The sequence below is a fragment of the Streptomyces sp. NBC_00009 genome, from assembly GCF_045040855.1.
GTDB lineage: Bacteria > Actinomycetota > Actinomycetes > Streptomycetales > Streptomycetaceae > Streptomyces > Streptomyces aureus.
In genome coordinates, this window is sequence record NZ_CP108312.1 from 2,559,348 (window position 1) to 2,574,410 (window position 15,063).

Genomic DNA, 15,063 nt, shown 5'->3' on the forward strand with positions numbered 1-15,063 from the left:
CACCGGGTCAACAAGTCGCGCACAAGGGATTGACGGCCTTGCTGACAGGCAGTCTCATAAGACGTGACCGCCGGTAACTCCTGTGCCGCGGCGCCCGTTTCCCGTACGACGAGGTGGGACAGCCATGACGACCGTGACGGAAGCCGACGCGTTCGAGGGTCTGCGCGACGCGCTCGGGCTGCTCAAGGACCGCGAGCAGGTGGCCGAGCGCCTACTGGACTCCTCCGCCAAGCACTCCTTCGACCCGGACAAGGAGCTCGACTGGGACGCCCCCGACGTCGAGGGCATGTGGTACTGGCCCCCGGAGCTCTGCTCGCTCTACGACACCCCCATGTGGAAGCGGATGCCGCAGGAACAGCGCATCGAGCTCTCCAAGTACGAAGCCGCCTCCATGGCGTCCATGGGCGTCTGGTTCGAGATCATCCTGATGCAGCTCCTTGTACGGCACATCTACGACAAGTCGTTGACCAGCAGCCATGTGCGCTACGCCCTCACGGAGATCGCCGACGAGTGCCGGCACTCCATGATGTTCGCCCGCATGATCAAGCGGAGCGTCGGCGAGAGCTTCCCCATGCCGCGCGTCCACCACAACCTGGGGCGCGTGCTCAAGACGATCTCCACGACGCCGGGATCCTTCGCGGCCACGCTGCTCGGCGAGGAGATCATCGACTGGATGCAGCGGATGACGTTCCCGGACGAGCGCGTCCAGCCGCTGGTGCGCGGCATCACCCGCATCCACGTCATCGAGGAGGCCCGGCACGTGCGCTACGCCCGTGAGGAGCTGCGCCGCCAGATGGTGACGTGCGGCCCGGCCGAGGCGGCGTACACCCGGATCGTGTGCGGCGAGGCGGCCCGCGTGATCTACACGGCCTTCCACAACCCGGCGGCCTACGAGCGGGCGGGGCTCGACCCGAAGGAGGCGCTGGCGCAGGTCAAGGCCAGCGGCCACCGCCGCGAGATCATGCAGACCGGCGCCAAGCGCCTGACTGACTTCCTGGACGACATCGGGGTCATGCGGGGCGTCGGACGCAGGCTGTGGAAGTCCTCGGGCCTGCTCGCCTGACCGCCACGCGGCGGAGCCGCACATCGACACAGCCTGGACGACATCGGGGTCATGCGCGGCGTCGGACGCAGGCTGTGGAAGTCCTCGGGCCTGCTCGCCTAGGGCTGCGCACGGGGCCGTGCGGAGCGCCTCCGTGCAGGACCTCCGCACGAAAAGCCGGTTACGCTGCGGGACATGACCTCGGCACCCGGCACCCGCGCGTACCGACGGCTCAGCGTCGAGGAGCGTCGCAGTCAGCTCCTCGTCGCCGCGCTGTCCCTCTTCGCGCACCGGGCACCCGAGGAGGTGTCCCTCGACGACGTGGCGGAGGCGGCCGGTGTCTCACGGCCGCTCGTCTACCGGTACTTCCCCGGCGGCAAGCAGCAGTTGTACGAGGCCGCGCTGCGCTCCGCGGCCGACGAGCTGGAGAAGTGCTTCGCGGAGCCGCAGGAAGGGCCGCTGAGCGGCCGGCTCACGCGGGCGCTCGACCGCTACCTCGGGTTCGTGGACCAGCACGACATGGGGTTCGCCGCCCTGCTCCAGGGCGGCAGCGTCGTGGAGACGTCGCGCACGACGTCGATCGTGGACGGCGTGCGCAGGGCGGCGGCCGAGCACATCCTGAGCCATCTCGCCGTGGCGGACCCGGGCCCCCGGTTGCGGATGACCGTACGTATGTGGATCACGGCGGTGGAGGCGGCCTCGCTGATCTGGCTCGACGAGGACAAGAAGCCGCCGCTGGACGAGCTGCGCGACGGGCTCGTCGACCAGTTCATGGCGGTCCTCACCGCGACGGCGGGCCGCGACCCGCAGACCGCCGGAGCGGTGCGGCACGCGCTGGCCATGGAGACGCCGGACGGGCCCGTGGGCCGGCTGGCGCGCCTGGTGCTCCCCGTGGTGAGCGACGCGGCACACCTCTTGTGACACTGGTGCCGTGAAGAGCGAAGAGACGCCGTTCGTCGGCGGGCCGATGGACGGGCGGGTGCTGCCCGTGCTGCTCGGGCCCACGGGGCATCCGCCGAAGGTGTACCGCATCCCCATGCCGGGCCCCGACGGCTCCGCGGGCACGGTGCTCATCTACCGCCGGGTGCCGATGGTCCCCGGCAAGATCCGGTTCACCCGCCGCTGGAAGTACGAGTACGACCCCTCGGGGCGCGACGACAGCGGGCTCCGGTGGCCCTGGTCCAAGCCGCGTCCGTAGCCGTCGACTTCGTAGATCACCTTTGCGGATCACCTTGGTGGAGTCCCCCGGCCGGGTGAGGTCCTTGGGCCGAACCGCCCAACAGGAGGCGCGCGGGCAGGCGGACGTGTTGATGCTCACGGTGCGGGACGGACGGGCTGTCCCGCACCGGAGGTGATGACGTGTCAGGAAGCCTTCTGCGATGGGCCTGTGCCGCGACCGTGGCCTCAGTGCTCGCGGCGCCGGGACCCGCGACCGCCGCAGCCGCACCGGACCCCGGCCCCCTTCCAGCGGCCGGCAGCAAGTCCGTCGCCACACTTCTGACGGATCTTCAGCGTCTGTACCGGGAGGCCGAGAAGGCCACCGAGACGTACAACGCGACCGCGGAGAAGCTCAAGAAGCGCCGGAAGACGGCCGGTGACCTGGCCCGCAAGCTGGCCGGGGCCCGCACCTCGCTCCACGACAGCCGCGACGCGGCAGGCCGCCTCGCCCGCGAGCAGTACCAGGGCAGCAGCAACATCTCCCCCTACCTGCGCCTGCTCCTCGCCCGCGACCCGCAGCACGCCCTCGACCAGGGCCATGTGATCCGGCGCGTGGCCCAGGAGCGCATCGCGACCGTGGACCGGCTCGTCGGCGGCGAGAAGCGCGCCGACGACCTGGCGGCCCAGGCACGCAAGACGCTCGCCGAGCAGACCCGGCTCGCGGAGCGGCAGAAGAAGAACCGGGACGCGGTCCAGACCCGCCTCAAGGCCGTCGAGAAGCTGCTCGCCTCGCTCAGCCCGGACCAGCTCGCCGAGCTGACCCGCCTGGAGGACACGGGGATGGCGAAGGCCCAGAAGACGTTCATGGCGTCGGGCGCGCTCAGTTCGCGGCGGGCGCCGTCGCGGGCCGGGGACACGGCACTCGCGTACGCGGTGGAACAGATCGGGAAGCCGTACGTGTGGGGCGCGGAAGGGCCCGCGGCGTTCGACTGCTCGGGGCTCACGTCGAAGGCGTGGGAGCACGCGGGCGAGGACATCCCCCGCACGTCACAGGAGCAGTGGGCGCGACTGCCCCGCGTCCCGCTGAACGAGCTGCGGCCCGGGGACCTCGTCGTGTACTTCCCCGAGGCCACGCACGTGGCGATGTACCTGGGCGACGGCATGGTGGTGCAGGCGCCACGGCCGGGCGCGAAGGTCAAGGTGTCGCCGATCGCGGCCAATCCGCTGCTCGGCGCCGTCCGCCCCGATCAGGGCGACACGTCGATGAAGGACTACACCCCGCCGGAGCTGCCCGAGGGCGCGACGGGCGGTGACGACACCGGATACGGCGCCGCGGGGGCGCCCACCGGCTGACCGGTGCGCGCCCCGCCGCGGATCAGCCGGAGACGGAGGCCAGGTAGGCGTTCGTCTTCTCCGGCTCATAGAAGAAGTTCTCGAAGTCGGCCGGGTTGTTGAAGCCGTTCGCGAAGCGGTCGGCGACCGGCTGGAGCTGGCCGGCGGCGCCGATCAGGTTGAGGACGTGCTCCGGCGGGACGCCCAGCATCGCGTTGGTCCACTTCACGACGTGCTGCGCGGTGTCCCAGTAGCGGTCGAAGATGGACTGCATCCACTCCTCGTCGAACGGCTTGTCGCCGTGCTCGACGATGGAGTCGAGGTACGAGGCGGCGCACTTGGACGCCGAGTTCGAACCCTGGCCCGTGATCGGGTCGTTGGCGACGACGACGTCGGCGACACCGAGGACCGCGCCGCCGCCGGGCAGCCGCCCGATCGGGTTGCGGACGGTCGGCGCGTAACGGCCCGCGAGGGTCGCGTTGGCGTCGGTCAGCTCGACCTTCGTGGCGCGCGCGTACTCCCAGGGCGTGAACTTCTCCATCAGCTCCAGGGTGAGGGCCAGGTGCTCCGAGGGGTCCTTGACGCCCGTGAAGGCGTCCAGCGGACCACCGGGGATGCCCTCCCAGAACAGGATGTCCGCGCGGCCCGAGGTGGTGAGGGTCGGCATCACGAACAGCTCGCCGACGCCGGGCACCAGGTTGCAGCGCACCGCGTCGAAGTCCGGGTGCTCGGGGCGGGGGCCCATGCCGTGCACGTATGCGACGGCCAGCGCGCGCTGCGGCTCGGCGTACGGGGAGCGCGAGGCGTCGCGGCCGAACATCGAGACCAGCTCGCCCTTGCCGGCGGAGACGAGCACCAGGTCGTAGGTGCGGGCGAAGTAGTCGAGGTCGGAGACCGCGGCGCCGTGGATGACGAGCTGCCCGCCGCGCTGCGCGAACGTCTCCATCCAGCCGGCCATCTTCACGCGCTGGTCGACGGACTGCGCGTAGCCGTCGAGCTTGCCCACCCAGTCGATGGCGCGCTGCGAGGGGCCCGGGTCGAAGGAGCCGGGGGCGGCGACGGAGACGCCGAGGCCCTCGATCTTCGGGGCCTGGGACTCCCAGAAGTTCACCTGGAGGTCGCGCTCGTGCTGGAGCGCCGTGTCGAACATGCACTGCGTGGACATGACCCGGCCGGACCGGATCTCGTCCGCGGTGCGGTTGGACATCAGGGTGACCTCGTACCCGTTCGACTGGAGGCCGAGGGCGAGCTGGAGACCGGACTGGCCGGCTCCGACGACGAGTATCTTCCGCATGCGGGTGCCTCTTCTACTGCTGCTGAGGGGATTTGCTATTCGGGGGTGGCGGCGAGTGCGTGGCCGACGAGGGCCAGGAGGGTCTCGACGACCGAGATGCGCTGCCGCGCGTCCATGATGAGGACAGGGATGTGCGGCGGCACCGTCAGCGCCTCGCGCACATCGGCGGCGTCGAACTCGTCGGAGCCGTCGAAGTGGTTGACGGCGACGACGTACGGGAGCCCGCAGCTCTCGAAGTAGTCGAGGGCCGGGAAGCAGTCGGGCAGCCGCCGGGTGTCGGCGAGCACGACCGCGCCGATCGCGCCGCGCACCAGGTCGTCCCACATGAACCAGAAGCGCTGCTGCCCCGGCGTGCCGAAGAGGTAGAGCACCAGGTCGTCGTCGAGCGTGATCCGCCCGAAGTCCATGGCGACCGTGGTCGTGGTCTTGTCGGGGGTGGCGGTGAGGTCGTCGGTCTCCTCGCTCGCCTGGGTCATCAGCGCCTCGGTCTGGAGGGGCTGGATCTCCGAGACGGCGGTGACGAGGGTGGTCTTGCCGACGCCGAAGCCGCCGGCCACCACTATCTTCGTGGCGATCGGGGCGCGGGTGCGGTCCGTCTGCCAGGCCTGGAGCTCCTCCTGGGGCTCGAAGGCGATGGCATCACGGCCGGACGACGGCTGGGCAGGTACGAAGGCGGGCGTGACGCCCTCGGTGACGCCTTCAGAGACGACGGAGTCCACTCAGCACCCTTTCAAGCAGTGCGCGGTCCGGCTGGCCCGGGCCGTGGCCGGTTCCGTAAACGCGGATCTTTCCCTGGTCGGCGAGGTCGCTGAGCAGTACGCGGACCACACCGAGGGGCATCTTCAGGAGCGCGGCGATCTCGGCGACCGTGCGCATGCGGCGGCACAGCTCCACGATCGCCCGCATCTCCGGCATGATCCGCGTCGAGAGCGTGCCCTGGCCTATCTCGAGGCGTTCCTCGGGCGCTTCGAGCGCGGCGACGAACGTCTCGACGAGCAGCACATGGCCGAAGCGGGTGCGGCCGCCGGTGAGCGAGTAGGGGCGCACCCGGGCCGGCTTGCGCTCGCCGCCCCGGGTGGGAAGTTTCGGGCCGCCGGTACTGAGATTCGTGATGCTGCTGCTCACTTGGCGTTCTCCATCGACTGGCGCAGTTCACTGCGGAGTTCGGGCGTGAGGACGTGCCCGGCACGGCCGACGAAGAGCGCCATGTGATAGGCGACGACGCTCATGTCGCAGTCCGGGGTGGCGTGCACGCCGAGCAGTGAGCCGTCGCTGATGGACATGACGAAGAGGCTGCCTTCCTCCATCGCGACCATGGTCTGCTTGACGCTGCCGCCGTCCATCAGCTTGGCGGCGCCGATGGTGAGGCTGCCGACGCCGGACACGATCGTGGCCAGGTCGGCGCTGGACCCCTTGGGTCCGCCGCTGTGGTCGGCAGGGCGCTCACTGTTCCTGCCGGGGTCGGAGGAGAGCAGGAGCAGCCCGTCGGAGGAGACGACCGCGACCGAGAGGAGCCCTGGCACCTCCTCCACCAGATTGGTCAGCAGCCAGTGCAGGTTGCGGGCTTCGGTGCTGAGTCCGAATCCAGGGGTGGACGCACTCGGCGTGCGACTGGGCGCAGTCAACTGCTTGCCTCCTCGACTGTGTCCCCCTTGGGTTCTGCGGTCGGATCCGTTCCGCCGATCTCGGCCTCGACGTCCCGCCGGCCTTTGTTGGCCCCCTGGTGGAATCCGCCGAGGCGGCGTCGCAGGGCGTCGGCGTCGACGGATCCGGTGCGCGGCGCCGCGGCGGGCGCGGGGGCCGAGATCTTGGGAGTCCTCTTGGGCAGGCCCTTGTCCGTGACGCGCTCCCACTGGGGGGTGCGGGCCGCGGGGATCACGGGCTCGCCCGCCGCCTCGGGGGCGGGAGGCGTGTCGGCCTTGGGCCGGGTGGGCAGGCCCGAGGTGCCGCTGGTCTCCGCAGTGCCCGTCTCGTCGGCGACCCGCTCGTGCGCGGGCTCGTCGTCGAGGTGCAGGGGCTGCGGCGCGGGCTCGGGGGCCGCCGCCGGTACGGGTTCCGGGGCGACGGCGCGTACCGGCTCCGGGTCGACGGCCGGGATCGGCGTGGTCAGGGTCATGGTCGTCTCGGCGGGCGACTCGACCGGGACCGTGGGCTCCGGTTCGGGGTCCGCCTCGGGCGCCCGTGGCGCTTCGGCGTCCGTCCCCGCTTCCCGTACGGCGTGCTCCGCCGCGGCGATCAGCGGGTCGTGGCCGTCCTTGGAACGGCTGCTCAGGACATTGGAGTTGGCCTCGGCCTCGGATCCGGGCAGGTGCACGGCGGGCGCTGCGCCCGCCACCGGGACCCGCGGGGGCGCGGCTGCCGCGGGGGCCGCCGCGAGGAGCGCCCTGGGCAGCACGATGACGACGGCGATCCCGCCCTGCTTCTGCTCGCGCAGCTGCACCCGCACGCCGTGGCGCGCGGCGAGGCGGGCCACGACGTACAGCCCGAGGCCGAGTCCGTCACCGTCCTCGGGGTCGAACATCTCGTCGTCCGCGAAGGCGGCGAGGCGGGTGTTGAGCTCCTTCATCCGCTCGTCGGTCATGCCGATGCCCTCGTCCTGGACGGAGAGCATGACCTCGCCGCTCTCCAGGAGCCAGCCGGACACCTCGACGAAGGCGTCGGGCGGCGAGAACGAGGTGGCGTTCTCCAGGACTTCGGCGACGAGGTGGCTGAGGTCGTCGGCGGCGAAACCGGCGAGGTGCGCGTGCGGCGGGAGCGCGGAGATCCGGACCCGCTCGTAGCGCTCGATCTCGCTGACCGCGGCGCGCACGACGTCGACCAGCGGGACGGCGCCGGGGTTTCCGTGGCCGTGCTCGGCGCCGGCGAGGACGAGGAGGTTCTCGCTGTGCCGCCGCATGACGGTGGCGAAGTGGTCGAGCTTGAAGAGGGTCGCGAGGCGCTCGGGGTCCTGCTCGCGCTCCTCCAGGTTCTCGATGACGCCGAGCTGGCGCTCCACGAGGCCGAGGGTGCGCAGGGCGAGGTTCACGAACGTGCCGTGGATGCTGTGCCGGACCCGGCCCAGGTGGGCCGCGGCCGAGGCGAGTTCGGCGCGCAGCTTCTCCCGCTCGTCGGCCATGGTCGCGCGCTGGCCGATCAGGTGCTTGCGGTCGGCCTCCAGCGTGGTGAGGCGCTCATGGAGGCCGAGTGCGTGCGCGTGCAGTGCGTTGACGGACCGTACGACCTGGGCGAACTCGTCGTTGCGGCCGGTGAACTTGACCGGCTCCTCGCTCGCCGGGTCTCCGGCGAGCCGGGCCGAGCCGAGGCGGAGCACCGCGAGCGGCCTGGTCAGCGTGCGGGCCATGGCCATCGAGACGCCGACGGCGACGAGCAGGCACAGACCGGCCAGCGCGATACGGACCTCGAGCGCGGTGACGTCGTCGTCGCGCAGCAGCGCGAGGTCCTTGGTGCGCCGGTCGTAGAGGGACGACTCGGCGCCGCGCATCAGGTCGATACGGGCGGAGAGCGCGGCGTCGATGCTCTTGGGGCTGGCGGCGAGGTCGTCGGCGGACAGCGTGGGCTCGTCCGTGAGGGCGGCCAGGTACTTGTCGGCCTTGGTGACGTCGGGCCCGGTGACCGTGGCGCCGTAGGAGGCGACGGACGCGGCCGGGGCGGCGTCCTCGAAGTCGGCGAGCGCGGCCTGTTCGCGTACGTGGGCCTGCTGGGCGGCGGCGCTCAGGGCGTCGCGCTGCTTGCCGTCGGCGGAGTCCTGGGAGACGACCGTCTTCGGGAGTCCGGTGACCGGGTCGATGACCGTGGACGTCTGGTCGGTGCGGGGCACGGCGAACGCGGCGAGCAGGAGCCCGCGCGCGGCGGAGGCCTGCTCGACGGCCCGGTCGAGGTCGGCGAAGGCGTGCGCCCCGGAGCCCGCGCGGGGCGGGGTGCTCTCGGCGAGCTGCTCGGCGGTGCTGTGCAGCTCGTTGATCGCGCCGGAGTACGCCTTGTGCGCCTCGAGGGCGCTGCCCTTGCCGGTGAGCGCGGCCCGGCGGACGGCCGCGATGCCGGCGAGGTCGCGTCGCAGGGGGGCCGGGGCGTCGGTGCGGAGCTCTTCGAGCTGCCGGTCGACGCGGGCGCTGCGGCTCTCGGAGAGCCCCTGTCCCTTGGGCCGCCCGGCGGCGATGAAGGCGGTGACCTCGTCGCGCTCGTCGGCCAGGGAGTGGGAGAGCGTGACGGTCTGCTGGGTCCGTGCCGCGAGGTCGACGAGCTCCTGCGAGTCGCTGACCTGCCCGGACGCGGCCATGAGGGCGGGGGCGGCAGATCCGGCGATCGCCGCGGCGACGACCGCTACGGCGATGATGAGCCGGTTGCGCACCCGCGCGGTGCGTCGTCCTTTGGGGTCGGCGGGGGTGCCCGCCGGGGCGTGCGCGGCGGATCCCGCGGGAACCGTCGTGCGCCCCTCGTCCGCTTCGGAGGCCGCTTGCTTGCCCTTGCGTCGAGGCCGCATCTTCCGCACCGGTGCTCGCATTCCTGACTCGTCTACCCATGGGCCCGGGTGACGATCTGTCAACACGCGCGCCCCCTGGTATGGCTCCAGACCATTCCAGTGCCGGTGAGCAGTGGTCGCGCATCACCTAGCCAGCCACCCGAAGGAGTGAACATCGAGCGGGAGTTGGGGAGCAAGTCCCGGTGGCATGGGCACGGGGCCCGAACGGGGCGCCGGTTGGACGTCTCTCACAGGCTTTGGCAAGATGCCCCGCCACTCCCCGACGGAGTTGATCATTCCGGTCGAAACCAGGCGTCTGACCTGCCGATGCGGCTCAACTCCCAGCCCAACGGGCCTCTTGTGAAGGCCTCGTGCAGACTGGCCGGATGCGCATCGAACTCGCGACGGAGCCCGGAAACCCCGACCGGCCCAACGAGGACTTCGCCTCGGCGGCCGTACCCGCCTCCGGACAGGGGGGAACGCTGGTGGTCCTGGACGGGGTCACACCACCCCGGGGCGAGAGCGGCTGTCTGCATTCCGTCCCCTGGTTCACGGCCCGGCTCGGCGGCGCATTGGGCGAACTGTCTGTTTCGCGGCGGGATATGACGTTGACCGCCGTCCTCGCCGAGGCAATTCGCCGCACCGCTGACACCCATCGGCACGCCTGTGACCTTTCTCACCCGCGTACGCCTCAGGCAACCGTGGTCCTGGCGCGGTGGGACGCGGAGCGGGTCGAGTATCTGGTCCTTTCCGACTCGGTGTTGCTGGTCGAGGACCCGTCCGGATCGGTCACGGCGCTGGTGGACGACCGGCTCGACCGCGTGCCGCGCTCCTCCCTCGTCTCGGACGAGGTGGCCGACGCGACCGTACGCAACAAGGAGGGCGGCTTCTTCACGGCCGCCGCCGATCCCTCGGTCGCCGCCCGGGCGGTCACGGGCGAACTCCCCCGCACGCGGGCGCGCACGCTCGTGGCGCTGACCGACGGAGTCACGCGCTGGGTCGAGAAGTTCCGCGAGGGCGACTGGGCGGACCTGTTCGCGCTCGTACGCAAGGAGGGTGCCGAGGCGGTGGTCGCGCGCGTACGGGCCCTGGAGGCCGCGGACGAGCGGGACCGGGTCTTCCTGCGGCGCAGCAAGACCCACGACGACGCGACGGCGGTGTACGTGGAGCTGTAGGGCCGAACCCCGAAAGGCCCCTAGGGTCTTTCGTTTGGATCAGGCTGGATCAGGGAGCGGGGTGTGGTGCGTGCAGCTGCAAGGCGGAGGATCGAGGCGACGCGGAGCGTCGGTGATTGACGACAACGCGGCAGATGTGCGTGCCACACCCCGCGAGCCCAGCGTGATCCAAACGAGAGGCCCTAGCTCTCCGCGCCCGCGTTCAACTGGTGGAGCAGCCGAGCCAGTTCCGCCACCTCGCTGCGGTCCCAGCCCGCGAGCTGGCGTACGTACGTGGCGCGGCGGGCGTCGCGGACCTGCCGGAAGTTGGCGCGGCCCTCGTCGGTGAGGTGGACGAGCCAGGCGCGGCCGTCGGCGGGGTCGGGCTCGCGCGCGACGAGACCGAGGTCCTCCAGGGCGCGCAGCTGCCGGCTCATGGTGGCCTTGCCGACGCCGACGTACGCGGCGAGTTCGGTGGCCCGCTGCCGGCCGCACTCCTCCAGGCGCGCGAGGAGTCCGTAGGCGGCGGGTTCGAGGTCCGGGTGGACGGCGCGCGCCATCTCGCCGGAGGACGCGCGGGCTCGCCTGAGGAAGACCGTCAACTCCCTTTCCAGGGACAAGAATTCGTGGTCCACACCACGCTCCGTCGCGTCGAATTCGGCGCCCGGCCGCTCACCGTTCCCGTCCTCGTGCACGTCAGCACCCATGCCAGGGTTTCCCGTTTCTGAAAGTTTCCGCCATTCGCGGCCATTGCCGCAGCTCCGCCAGTATTTCGCAGGAGTAGACCAACGGCAGCATCCGGGCCCCCTTCCCTCCCGGCGGTCTACGTGCGTAGCTTCATTGGTGACATGTCCACACCAGTGACATGTCGAAAGGTCCCCCCACCGAGCTCACAGAAGCTCAACGAGGCCTTCGGAGGCACGCAATGCCCGTGCACAGATCCGGAACCGTCCGCCGCCCGCGTCTCAAGCGCTTCCCGGCGGCCGGAGTCATCCTCGCAGCGCTCTCGCTGCTGTTCACCCTGCCCACCGCGGCCCAGGCTGCCGACGTCCCCGCCCGTGGCTCCGCCACGATGGGCATGGGCGTCGCCGAGCACGACGGTCAAGGCGGTCTGCCCACCGACAACAAGGCGGTCCAGACCGAGGGCGTGGACACCAGCAGCCACAACGGCAACGTGGCCTGGTCGACGCTCTGGAACAGCGGCGTGAAGTGGGCCTACGTCAAGGCCACGGAGGGCACGTACTACACCAACCCGTACTTCGCGCAGCAGTACAACGGCTCCTACAACGTGGGCATGATCCGCGGCGCGTACCACTTCGCGACCCCGGACACGACGACCGGCGCCGCCCAGGCCAACTACTTCGTGGACCACGGCGGCGGCTGGTCCAAGGACGGCAGGACCCTGCCGGGCGCGCTCGACATCGAGTGGAACCCGTACGGCGCGTCCTGCTACGGCAAGACCGCGGCCGGGATGGTCAGCTGGATCCGTGACTTCGTGAACCAGTACAAGGCCCGCACGGGCCGTGACGCCGTCATCTACACGGCGACGAGCTGGTGGACCGAGTGCACCGGCAACTCCAGCGCGTTCGGGGCGACCAACCCGCTCTGGATCGCCCGCTACAACACCGACCCGGGCACGCTCCCGGCCGGCTGGGGCTTCTACACGATGTGGCAGTACACGTCGTCCGGCCCGACGGTCGGCGACCACAGCAAGTTCAACGGCGCCTACGACAGGCTCCAGGCGCTGGCCAACGGCTGAGTCTGCGAGCGAGCGAAGAGCGGCCGGACTCCCCCAGGGATCCGGCCGCTCGTGCGGGGGGAGGTCAGCAGCTGCCCGCCGGGCGGTCCCGCTTCACGAAGTTCTTCGACATGGTGGCGCCGTCGTTGAGGTCGCGCAGGGCGCCCTCGCGCGGGCTCGTCAGATCTCGGACGAGGACCGGGAGTTGCTCACCATGCTCGCGTCCGGTCCGAAGGACGCGGAAGGCCCGGGCCCCGTGAGGGGACCCGGGCCTTCGTCATCCGGCCCCAGTGGGCGGAGCCCGCTGAAGGACACAGTCGTCACGCCGCGACCGGAACCTCCAGGGCGGCCGGCGCCAGTGCCAGTTCGAGCACCTGCCGCACATCCGTCACCGGGTGCACGTCCAGCTTCTCCAGGACCTCGGCGGGGACGTCGTCCAGGTCCGCCTCGTTCCGCTTCGGGATGACGACCGTGGTGATGCCGGCCCGGTGCGCGGCGAGCAGCTTCTGCTTGACGCCACCGATCGGCAGCACGCGCCCGGTCAGCGACACCTCACCGGTCATCGCCACGTCCGTACGGACCTGGCGCCCGCTGAGCAGCGACGCGAGAGCGGTCGTCATGGTGACACCCGCGCTCGGACCGTCCTTCGGCACCGCGCCCGCCGGGAAGTGGATGTGCACGCCCCGGTCCTTCAGGTCGGCGACGGGCAGCTCCAGTTCGGCTCCGTGCGAGCGCAGGAAGGAGAGCGCGATCTGCGCGGACTCCTTCATCACGTCACCGAGCTGACCGGTCAGGGTCAGGCCGGCCGCGCCCGTCTCCGGGTCGGCGAGGGACGCCTCCACGTAGAGGACGTCGCCGCCCGCTCCGGTGACCGCGAGTCCGGTGGCCACGCCCGGCACCGCCGTACGGCGCTCGGCCGGGTCCTGCGCCGCCTCGGGCACGTGGTGCGGACGCCCGATGAGGCTCCGCAGGTCGGTGTCCTCGACGGTGAACGGCAGCTCGCGCTCGCCCAGTTCGTGCTGGGCCGCGACCTTCCTCAGCAGCCGTGCGACGGACCGCTCCAGGTTGCGCACGCCGGCTTCCCGCGTGTACTCCCCCGCGAGCTTGCGCAGCGCGCTCTCGCCGAGGGTGACCTCATCCTTATCGAGACCGGCCCGCTCCAGCTGGCGCGGGAGCAGGTGGTCGCGGGCGATGACGACCTTCTCGTCCTCGGTGTAGCCGTCGAGGCGGACCAGCTCCATACGGTCGAGCAGGGCCTCCGGGATGGCCTCCAGGACGTTCGCCGTCGCGAGGAACACGACGTCGCTGAGGTCGAGTTCGACCTCCAGGTAGTGGTCGCGGAACGTGTGGTTCTGCGCCGGGTCGAGGACTTCGAGCAGGGCGGCCGCCGGGTCGCCCCGGAAGTCGGACCCCACCTTGTCGATCTCGTCCAGCAGCACGACCGGGTTCATCGACCCGGCCTCCTTGATCGCGCGCACGATGCGGCCCGGCAGAGCACCCACGTACGTACGCCGGTGTCCGCGGATCTCCGCCTCGTCCCGTACGCCACCGAGGGCGACGCGGACGAACTTGCGGCCCATGGCGTGCGCCACGGACTCGCCGAGCGAGGTCTTGCCGACGCCGGGCGGGCCGACGAGCGCGAGGACCGCGCCGCCCCTGCGGCCGCCGACGACGCCGAGCCCGCGCTCGGAGCGCCGCTTGCGCACCGCCAGGTACTCGGTGATGCGTTCCTTCACGTCCTCCAGGCCGGAGTGCTCGGCGTCCAGGACGCGCTGCGCGCCCTGGATGTCGTACTCGTCCTCGGTGCGCTCGTTCCACGGCAGTTCGAGGACCGTGTCGAGCCAGGTGCGGATCCACGAGCCCTCGGGGGACTGGTCGCTGGACCGCTCCAGCTTCTCGACCTCCTTGAGCGCGGCCTCGCGGACCTTCTCGGGAAGGTCGGCGGCCTCGACCCGCGTGCGGTAGTCGTCGGACTCCTCGGCAGCGTCCTTGCCGATCTCGCCGTTCAGCTCACGCAGCTCCTTGCGTACGGCGTCCAGCTGGCGCCGCAGCAGGAACTCGCGCTGCTGCTTGTCGACGCCTTCCTGCACGTCCTTGGCGATGGATTCGGCCACGTCCTGCTCGGCGAGGTGCTCGCGCAGCTGCTCGGTGGCCAGCTTGAGCCGGGCGACCGGGTCGGCAGTCTCCAGAAGCTCCACCTTCTGCGGGGTGCTCAGGAAGGGCGAGTAGCCGGAGTTGTCGGCGAGCGCGGAGACGTCGTCGATCTGCTGGACGCGGTCCACGACCTGCCAGGCGCCACGCTTCTTCAGCCAGTTCGTGGCGAGTGCCTTGTATTCGGTGACCAGCTCGGTCACGGAGCCGGGCAGCGGCTCCGGCACGGTCTCCTCGACCGCGAGGCCCTCCACCCACAGGGCGGCGCCGGGGCCGGTCGTGCCCGCGCCGATCCGCACGCGGCTGCGGCCGCGGATCAGGGCGCCGGGGTCGCCGTCGGCGAGCCGGCCCACCTGCTCGACGGTGCCGAGCACGCCGGTGTTCGCGTACGTGCCGTCGATCCGGGGAACAAGAAGCACCTTCGGCTTGCTGCCGCCCACAGATCCGCTGGAACGGGCCGCCGCCTGGGCGGCCTCCACCGCGGCGCGTACGTCGTTGTCGTTGAGGTCGAGGGGCACCACCATTCCGGGCAGCACGACCTCGTCGTCGAGCGGCAGCACGGGCAGGGTGAGCGGTGTGGACGTCGATGCCATGATCTCCCCTTAAGCAGTCAAGTTGAGCTATGGAGACTCAATGCACGTGAGCCTCCGAATGTTCCCCCGGCTCTGTTCGCTCTCGGCGATCAGTGGATGGGCAGGGGAAAGTCGCAGCTCAGAGGGGGTGTGTGACGTGTAC

13 protein-coding genes are annotated in these 15,063 nt (G+C 71.1%); 6 read left to right on the forward strand and 7 right to left on the reverse strand.

The genetic code is table 11. The annotated features are described in order from the left end of the window. Positions 1-124 precede the first annotated feature (124 nt). From OHA58_RS11275 to OHA58_RS11290, 4 genes are all read left to right on the forward strand, one after another. Entirely contained in the window at positions 125-1,063 is a 939-nt protein-coding gene (locus tag OHA58_RS11275) for a diiron oxygenase (protein WP_116510004.1), read from the forward strand. A 174-nt stretch (positions 1,064-1,237) separates the two neighbouring features. Continuing rightward, positions 1,238-1,963: a TetR/AcrR family transcriptional regulator gene (locus tag OHA58_RS11280; RefSeq protein WP_405478583.1), complete on the forward strand. Its 726-nt coding sequence runs from the start codon at positions 1,238-1,240 to the stop codon at positions 1,961-1,963. Positions 1,964-1,973: 10 nt separating this feature from the next. Beyond that, positions 1,974-2,240 carry a hypothetical protein gene (locus tag OHA58_RS11285; protein WP_405478584.1) on the forward strand — a complete coding sequence of 89 codons (267 nt, stop codon included), beginning with the start codon at positions 1,974-1,976 and terminating at the stop codon, positions 2,238-2,240. A 161-nt stretch (positions 2,241-2,401) separates the two neighbouring features. Next, complete coding sequence (locus OHA58_RS11290) at positions 2,402-3,553, forward strand: NlpC/P60 family protein (protein WP_405478585.1); 1,152 nt, start codon at positions 2,402-2,404, stop codon at positions 3,551-3,553. A gap of 22 nt (positions 3,554-3,575) precedes the next feature. On the opposite strand, the gene OHA58_RS11295 is transcribed toward OHA58_RS11290, so the two are convergent. The 5 genes from OHA58_RS11295 to OHA58_RS11315 form a co-directional block, all read right to left on the reverse strand. Continuing rightward, positions 3,576-4,826, reverse strand: a complete 1,251-nt coding sequence (locus OHA58_RS11295; RefSeq protein ID WP_405478586.1) for a styrene monooxygenase/indole monooxygenase family protein — start codon at positions 4,824-4,826, stop codon at positions 3,576-3,578. Between the two features lie 35 nt (positions 4,827-4,861). Further along, positions 4,862-5,461, reverse strand: a complete 600-nt coding sequence (locus OHA58_RS11300; protein ID WP_405484907.1) for a GTP-binding protein — start codon at positions 5,459-5,461, stop codon at positions 4,862-4,864. Positions 5,462-5,525: 64 nt separating this feature from the next. Further along, positions 5,526-5,951 carry a DUF742 domain-containing protein gene (locus OHA58_RS11305; RefSeq protein ID WP_356282569.1) on the reverse strand — a complete coding sequence of 142 codons (426 nt, stop codon included), beginning with the start codon at positions 5,949-5,951 and terminating at the stop codon, positions 5,526-5,528. Further along, positions 5,948-6,451, reverse strand: a complete 504-nt coding sequence (locus OHA58_RS11310; RefSeq protein ID WP_116510014.1) for a roadblock/LC7 domain-containing protein — start codon at positions 6,449-6,451, stop codon at positions 5,948-5,950. The genes OHA58_RS11305 and OHA58_RS11310 overlap by 4 nt, the downstream gene beginning before the upstream one ends. After that, a complete protein-coding gene (locus OHA58_RS11315) occupies positions 6,448-9,315 on the reverse strand; it encodes a nitrate- and nitrite sensing domain-containing protein (protein WP_405484909.1) in 2,868 nt (955 codons plus the stop codon). Before OHA58_RS11315 ends, OHA58_RS11310 begins: the two co-directional genes overlap by 4 nt. Positions 9,316-9,671: 356 nt before the next feature. Here OHA58_RS11315 and OHA58_RS11320 point away from each other — a divergent pair, with 356 nt between their 5' ends. After that, a complete protein-coding gene (locus OHA58_RS11320; protein ID WP_405478587.1) occupies positions 9,672-10,460 on the forward strand; it encodes a protein phosphatase 2C domain-containing protein in 789 nt (262 codons plus the stop codon). Between the two features lie 182 nt (positions 10,461-10,642). Here the strand turns inward: OHA58_RS11320 and OHA58_RS11325 are convergent, their stop codons facing one another. Beyond that, complete coding sequence (locus OHA58_RS11325) at positions 10,643-11,146, reverse strand: MarR family winged helix-turn-helix transcriptional regulator (RefSeq protein WP_405478588.1); 504 nt, start codon at positions 11,144-11,146, stop codon at positions 10,643-10,645. Between the two features lie 218 nt (positions 11,147-11,364). Here OHA58_RS11325 and OHA58_RS11330 point away from each other — a divergent pair, with 218 nt between their 5' ends. Next, positions 11,365-12,198, forward strand: a complete 834-nt coding sequence (locus OHA58_RS11330; protein WP_405478589.1) for a lysozyme — start codon at positions 11,365-11,367, stop codon at positions 12,196-12,198. A 299-nt stretch (positions 12,199-12,497) separates the two neighbouring features. On the opposite strand, the gene lon is transcribed toward OHA58_RS11330, so the two are convergent. Then, positions 12,498-14,921: an endopeptidase La gene (lon, locus tag OHA58_RS11335; RefSeq protein ID WP_405478590.1), complete on the reverse strand. Its 2,424-nt coding sequence runs from the start codon at positions 14,919-14,921 to the stop codon at positions 12,498-12,500. Positions 14,922-15,063: the final 142 nt, after the last annotated feature.